General features: G+C 69.6%; 6 protein-coding genes. 4 read left to right on the top strand and 2 right to left on the bottom strand.

From position 1 onward, the window contains the following. Positions 1-109: 109 nt before the first annotated feature. The gene (locus tag JHN45_RS53480; RefSeq protein WP_236584580.1) at positions 110-820 is read right to left on the bottom strand and encodes a L,D-transpeptidase; all 711 of its coding nucleotides are present in this window, start codon (positions 818-820) and stop codon (positions 110-112) included. Between the two features lie 129 nt (positions 821-949). Beyond that, positions 950-1,750 (bottom strand): hypothetical protein, encoded by an 801-nt coding sequence (locus JHN45_RS38465; RefSeq protein ID WP_201054208.1) that lies wholly within the window; start codon positions 1,748-1,750, stop codon positions 950-952. 243 nt (positions 1,751-1,993) lie between these two features. Here JHN45_RS38465 and argH point away from each other — a divergent pair, with 243 nt between their 5' ends. The 4 genes from argH (at position 1,994) to JHN45_RS38445 (ending at position 6,675) form a co-directional block, all read left to right on the top strand. After that, on the top strand, positions 1,994-3,421 hold the full coding sequence (gene argH / locus JHN45_RS38460) for an argininosuccinate lyase (protein WP_201054207.1): 1,428 nt from the start codon (positions 1,994-1,996) through the stop codon (positions 3,419-3,421). A 113-nt stretch (positions 3,422-3,534) separates the two neighbouring features. Next, entirely contained in the window at positions 3,535-4,506 is a 972-nt protein-coding gene (locus JHN45_RS38455; protein ID WP_201054206.1) for an aldo/keto reductase, read from the top strand. An 82-nt stretch (positions 4,507-4,588) separates the two neighbouring features. Beyond that, positions 4,589-5,155 (top strand): TetR/AcrR family transcriptional regulator, encoded by a 567-nt coding sequence (locus JHN45_RS38450; RefSeq protein WP_201054205.1) that lies wholly within the window; start codon positions 4,589-4,591, stop codon positions 5,153-5,155. After that, positions 5,152-6,675, top strand: a complete 1,524-nt coding sequence (locus JHN45_RS38445; protein WP_201054204.1) for an MFS transporter — start codon at positions 5,152-5,154, stop codon at positions 6,673-6,675. The genes JHN45_RS38450 and JHN45_RS38445 overlap by 4 nt, the downstream gene beginning before the upstream one ends. Positions 6,676-6,686: the final 11 nt, after the last annotated feature.

Raw genomic sequence — 6,686 nt, 5'->3', positions numbered from 1 at the left:
CCTAGGGGCGCGGGGCTGTGTCGATTTGCGGCTCCGTCGCGTGGGCGCGCCCAGCCACAACCGGCCCGCACCCGCCGTACAACCGAATCCTGAACGGCGCTACGGCGAATCAGTACCGAGTGACAGCCGTAACCCCACTCACCGTCCCAATAGCGATATGCGGCGCCCGCCCAGGATCAACCCACCGCAAAATCCCCCGCATCGCACCCACCGACACGGACACACAACCGGCGGTAGCCCCACGCCCGTTGACATGCAGAAAGATCCCGGCCCCACGCCCCTTCACAGGCTTGGCGTAGTTGTACCCGATGACAACCCCGTACGCGTACTGCGTCGCGTAAGAGATCAACCGCTCCGACTCGGACGCCCGACAATCACGGGCCAACGGCTCGCTCCACCGGTTGTAGACGCGCGACCGAGTGTCCTCACACCACCAAGAACTCCCGTTCACGCGCCGGTACTTGACCCGAGTCCCACCCGGCGCCCCCTTGATCCCGAAGGCGTACGGCAGGTCGTACAACCCGGTGGGAGTCGTGTACGACCCCTGCTTACGAGCCCGCCCCTCGACGAGCCCCTTCGCCCCGAACCGAGCGACGGTGGAACCGACCTTCACCCACTTCCCGCCCCGTCGCCGCTCCCACAAACTGAGCGTCCCGGACGTGGAGTTGGCGCGCGGCGCCTGAGCGATGATCAGCTGACCGCCACCCCCGGTGTCCGCGAGCGACGAGGGCACCGGAGGCGACACGGCACGCGCGGGCACCGCACCGGGGCCGAGCAGCAGAAGGGACGCGGACGCGACAGCGAGAACACCGGGACGCATGCCTCAGACGCTAGAGCGGGGGCACCCTGACGGCATCTCAGATGGGCCGAACAGGCAACGCACCGCTCCGGACATCACCGTGGCCGCCCCGGCCGGCGTTCATCGGGGCGGCCACGGCTGCCTGTCACGTCACTTGGTGAGCGTGCAGGCGGCCAGGGAGTCCAGTCCGGTCGGCTTGGTGCCCTGACGCCCGATGGCGATCGCGATGCGGTCGATGGTCGAGACGCGCTTGTTGGCCTCGGCGATCTGGGTGTCGAGGAGGGCGAGGTTCCGGTCGACCTCGGCCTGCGCGGACGCCGGAACCGCCGGCAGCTGCGACTTCACGTCCGGGCAGGAGATGGTCCCGACCGCACTCGACCCGGCGGCGGTGTCGTCCGTCCCACCGGCGGCCTCCGTGGCGGCAGCGGTCGCGCTCGGGGTGGCCGTCGCCGTGTCCTCCGCACCGGTCGAACCCGTAGCACCGGTAGCACCCGTAGCACCGGCCGCGTTCAGGGTGCAGGTGGCCAGCGAGTCGAGCCCCGTCGGCTTGGTGCCCTGGCGCCCGATGGCGATGGCGATGCGGTCGATGGTGGAGACGCGCTTGTCCTTGAGCGGGCCGAGGATGGCGTTCTGGACGAAGTTGGCGCCGCCCTGTCCGACGGTGTCGACGAGTCGCTTGTTGGCCTCGGCGATCTGCGTGTCGAGCAGCGTGAGGTTGCGGTCGACCTCGGCCTGTGCCGACGCCGGCACGGCGGGGAGCTGCGACTTCACGTCCGGGCAGGTGATCGTCCCGGGGTCGGACAACGTCCGGGCGCTCTGCGTGGTGCTGCTCTTGTCCGGCGTACCGGCAAGGGCGGTACCGGCGATGACGGCACCGGTGAGCGCCACGGCGGCGGCACCGCCGATGAACACGACGCGACGCTTGTTGTACTTGGGGAGAGCCCTGGACATGCGAATGCCTCACTCGGGTCAGGGGTGAACTGGGGGTGACTCGTGGGGGGAAACGCGGCGCCTGCGTTCGGCGAGAGGTACGGGAAAGCGGTTGCTCGTGTTCAAGGTTGTTCAAGGGTCTTTCAAAATTGACGAATCATGCAGCACTCTGCATAATCATGCATGCGAGACAATGCAGGGACACACAGCAGGAACACCACGGAACGACGACCCTCGGTCCACGGCCTTTGAGGAGCAGCGCAAGTGAGCAGCAACAGCGGTGACGTACGGCTCTGGGGCGGTCGTTTCGCCGACGGTCCCGCCGAGGCCCTGGCGAAGCTGTCCGCGTCCGTCCACTTCGACTGGCGGCTCGCGCCCTACGACATCGCCGGTTCCCGCGCCCACGCACGCGTGCTGCACAAGGCGAACCTCCTCACGGACGACGAGCTGACCCGCATGCTCGCGGGCCTCGACCAGCTCGCGGCGAACGTCGCCGACGGCAGCCTGGTCGGCACGATCGCCGACGAGGACGTCCACACGGCCCTGGAGCGCGGCCTGTTGGAGATCCTCGGCCCCGACCTCGGCGGCAAGCTCCGGGCGGGCCGCTCGCGCAACGACCAGGTCGCCACCCTCTTCCGCATGTACCTGCGGGACCACGCCCGGACGATCGGCGGCCTGATCGCCGAACTCCAGGACGCGCTGATCGGCCTCGCGGAGGCTCACCCCGACGTGGCGATGCCCGGCCGCACCCACCTCCAGCACGCCCAGCCGGTCCTGTTCGCCCACCATGTCCTGGCCCACGTCCAGCCCCTGTCCCGGGACGCGGAGCGGCTGCGCCAGTGGGACGAGCGCACGGCGGTGTCCCCGTACGGTTCGGGCGCGCTGGCGGGCTCCTCACTGGGCCTGGACCCGGAGTCGGTCGCGAAGGACCTGGGCTTCGAGCACGGCAGCGTCGGGAACTCCATCGACGGCACGGCGTCCCGCGACTTCGTCGCCGAGTTCGCGTTCATCACGGCGATGATCGGCGTGAACCTCTCCCGGATCGCCGAGGAGATCATCATCTGGAACACGAAGGAGTTCTCCTTCGTGACCCTGCACGACGCGTTCTCCACGGGCTCGTCGATCATGCCGCAGAAGAAGAACCCGGACATCGCGGAGCTGGCGCGCGGCAAGTCGGGCCGCCTGATCGGCAACCTGACGGGCCTCATGGCCACCCTCAAAGCCCTCCCCCTCGCCTACAACCGGGACCTCCAGGAGGACAAGGAGCCGGTCTTCGACTCCATCGACCAACTCGAGGTCCTGCTCCCGGCGTTCACCGGCATGATGGCCACCCTGACGATCCACCGCGACCGCATGGAGGAACTGGCCCCGGCCGGCTTCTCCCTCGCCACCGACATCGCCGAGTGGCTGGTCAAGCAGGGCGTCCCGTTCCGCGTCGCCCACGAGGTCGCCGGCGAGTGCGTCAAGGTCGCGGAGTCCGAGGGAGTCGAGCTGGACGGCCTCACGGACGAACAGTTCGCGAAGATCTCCGCCCACCTGACCCCCGAGGTCCGCACGGTCCTGAACGTGCCGGGCGCGCTGGCGTCCCGCAACGGCCGGGGAGGCACGGCCCCGAGCGCGGTGGCCATCCAACTGGCAGAGGTGAAGCGGGACTTGGCGGTCCAGCACGCTTGGTCAACGGCGAAGCGCTAAGGGCTTTTAGGGGCGCGGGGAACTGCGCGGGCAACCACAACGTACCCGCACCCGCCAACCAACCGCGCAATCGAATCCTGAGGCGACAGGGCATCCCGAGTTACGTTGTCGGCATGCCCTTCGCCCGCCTCGCCACCGCCACCACCCCCACGTCCCACCTCGGACTAGGCCTCGCCGCAATCGGTCGCCCCGGCTACATCAACCTCGGCCGCGAAAAAGACCTCGGAGAGACCCGCACCGTAGAAACCCTCCGAGCCCGCACCCACGAACTCCTGGACGCCGCCTACGCGCAGGGCGTCCGCTACTTCGACGCGGCCCGCTCCTACGGCCGCTCGGAGGAGTTCCTCGCCGACTGGCTGACCACCCACCCCGACCTCGACGACATCGTGGTCGGCAGCAAGTGGGGCTACACCTACACCGCCGACTGGACCACGGACGCCGAGAAGCACGAGGTCAAGGACCACAGCGTCCGGACCTACGACCGCCAGCGCGGCGAAACCGCCGAACTGCTCGGCGACCGCCTCGACCTCTACCAGATCCACTCGGTGACCCCCGACAGCCCGGCCCTCACCGACAAGCAACTCCACGCGAGGCTGGCCGAGTTGGCGGCGACGGGCGTGACCGTCGGCTTCTCGACGAGCGGCCCGGCCCAGGCGGACGCCATCCGCGCCGCGCTCACCGTGACGGTCGACGGCGAGCCCCTCTTCCGTACCGTCCAGTCGACGTACAACGCCCTGGAGACCTCCGCGGGCCCCGCGCTCGCCGAGGCCCACGACGCCGGACTCACGGTGATCGTCAAGGAGGGCATGGCCAACGGGCGGCTGGCGGAGCCGTACGCGCCGGACGCCCTGAAGGCCGTAGCGGAAGAGACGTCCCTGGGTGCCGACGCGATCGCGCTCGCCCTGATCCTGCGCGAGCCGTGGGCGGGCGTGGCCCTCTCCGGTGCGGCGACGGTCGACCAACTCGCCTCCAACCTGCACGCGGCGGTCGTGGACCTGAACGACGACCAGCTCGCCCGCCTCGCCGCACTCGCCGAGGACCCGCACACGTACTGGGAGAAGCGCGGGCAGCTGCCCTGGCACTGAGGTCCCGCTGATCGCCCCCTCTCCGTGAGGCAGTCACGCCCATGATGAGACATTATTGTCTCATGTGGGTTATGGTTGTCTCATGGCTCTCGACCGCGACCACGTACTCCGTGCTGCCGCCGCCCTGCTGACCCGCAAGTCCACCGCGACGATGGACGAGGTCGCCAAGGCGGCCGGGATCAGCCGGGCCACCCTGCACCGCCAGTTCGCGGGGCGCGACGCGCTCGTACGGGCGCTGGAGGCGCTCGGTATCGCCGAGTGCGAGACCGCCCTGGACGCGGCGCGGCTGGACGACGGCCGTGCCGAGGACGCCGTACGGCGGCTCGTCCGCGAGGCCGAACCGGCCGCGGGCCTGCTCGCCTTCCTCTACACCGAGAACCAGCTGTTCGAGGGCGAGGAGCAGCACGCGGGCTGGGCCAGGATCGACGACCGGATCACCGCCCTGTTCCGGCGCGGCCAGCAGAGCGGCGAGTTCCGTATCGATCTCACGCCCGCGTGGCTCACCGAGGCGCTGTTCGGCCTGCTGGCCTCCGCGGTGTGGCTGGTGCAGAGCGGCAAGGGCGCCCCCAAGGACTTCACGCACATGACCGTCGAGCTGTTGCTCGGCGGCGCACTACGCAGAGACGAAACACGGAGAGAGGAATCATGACCAGCACCCTGCAGCCGGCGGCTGTGACGGAGACGGAGAAGCGCCCGGGCCGTTGGCTCGCGCTCTCCGTCCTCGTGCTCGCTGTGCTGCTGGTGGCCGTGGACGCGACCGTCCTCGGCCTCGCGACCCCTTACATCAGCGAGGACCTGAAGCCGTCCGGCACCCAGCTCCTCTGGATCGGCGACGTCTACTCCTTCGTCATCGCCGGCCTGCTCGTGTCGATGGGCAGCCTCGGCGACCGAATAGGCCGCAAGCGCATCCTGCTCGTCGGAGCGACGGCCTTCGGCGCGATCTCGGTCCTCAACGCCTATGCCACGACACCGGAGTTGATGATCCTGGCCAGGGCGCTGCTCGGTGTCGCGGGCGCGACCCTGATGCCCGCCACCCTCGCCCTGATCCGCAACCTCTTCCACGACCCGCGCGAACGCAGCCTCGCGGTCGGCATCTGGGGCGCAACCGCCTCCGCCGGTACGGCAGTTGGCCCGGTCGCCGGTGGCTTCCTGCTCGAACACTTCTGGTGGGGCTCGGTGTTCCTCATCAACCTGCCCGTGATGGCGGTCCTCGTCCTGGTCGGCATCAAGATGCTCCCGGAGTCGAAGAACCCCAACCCCGGCCCCTGGGACATGATCAGCGTCGTGCTGTCCCTGGTGGGCGTGATCGGCGTCGTCTACGCGGTCAAGGAGGCCGCGACCCACGGCTTCGAGTGGCCCGCACTCGCGGTGGGCGCACTGGGCGCGGCGGCCCTGTACTGGTTCGTCCGCCGCCAACTCACGCTCCCCGCACCCCTGTTGGACATGCGCCTGTTCCGCAACCGGGGCTTCAGCGCGGCCGTCCTGGCCGACCTGCTGACCATCCTCGGCCTGTCCGGGCTGGTGTTCTTCCTCTCCCAGTACCTGCAACTGGTGCAGGGCAGGGGCCCGTTCGAGGCGGGCCTGGCCGAAATCCCCGCCGCGGTGGGCGCGGTGGCGGCCGGCCTCATCGCGGGCCGGACGGCCCGCCGCTTCTCGGTCCGCGCGGTGGTGGCAGGCGGCCTGGCGGCGGTCGGGCTGGCGCTCGCCGTACTGACGACCCTCGACCAGTCGACCGGCTACCCGCTCCTCGGCGCCGCACTGCTGGTGGTCGGCGTCGGTGCCGGCTTCTCCTTCACGGTGACGGCCGACGTCATCCTCTCCTCCGTACCGAAGGAACAGGCAGGCGCGGCCTCGGCGGTCTCGGAAACGGCCTACGAACTGGGCGCGGCCCTCGGCATCGCCGTACTCGGCTCGATCGTGACGGGCGTGTACCGAGGCTTCGCCTCTCCGACAGGCACACCGAGCGCCGCCCACGAGTCACTGGGCGGCGCGGTGGAAGCAGCGGGAAGCATGCCGACCCAAGCGGCCCAGGAAATGCTGACGTCGGCAAGAGAGGCCTTCGTCAACGGCCTCAGCGTGGCATCTGCGGTAGGCGCAACGGTCCTGTTGGTAACGGCAGTTGCAGCGTGGTTCATGCTTCGAAACCAACGGCTGGAGAGCGCCCCTTAGGGGCGCGGGGA

Source organism: Streptomyces sp. MBT53 (assembly GCF_016654115.1).
Taxonomy (GTDB): Bacteria; Actinomycetota; Actinomycetes; order Streptomycetales; family Streptomycetaceae; genus Streptomyces.
This window is presented reverse-complemented; position numbering and strand designations above follow the sequence as displayed.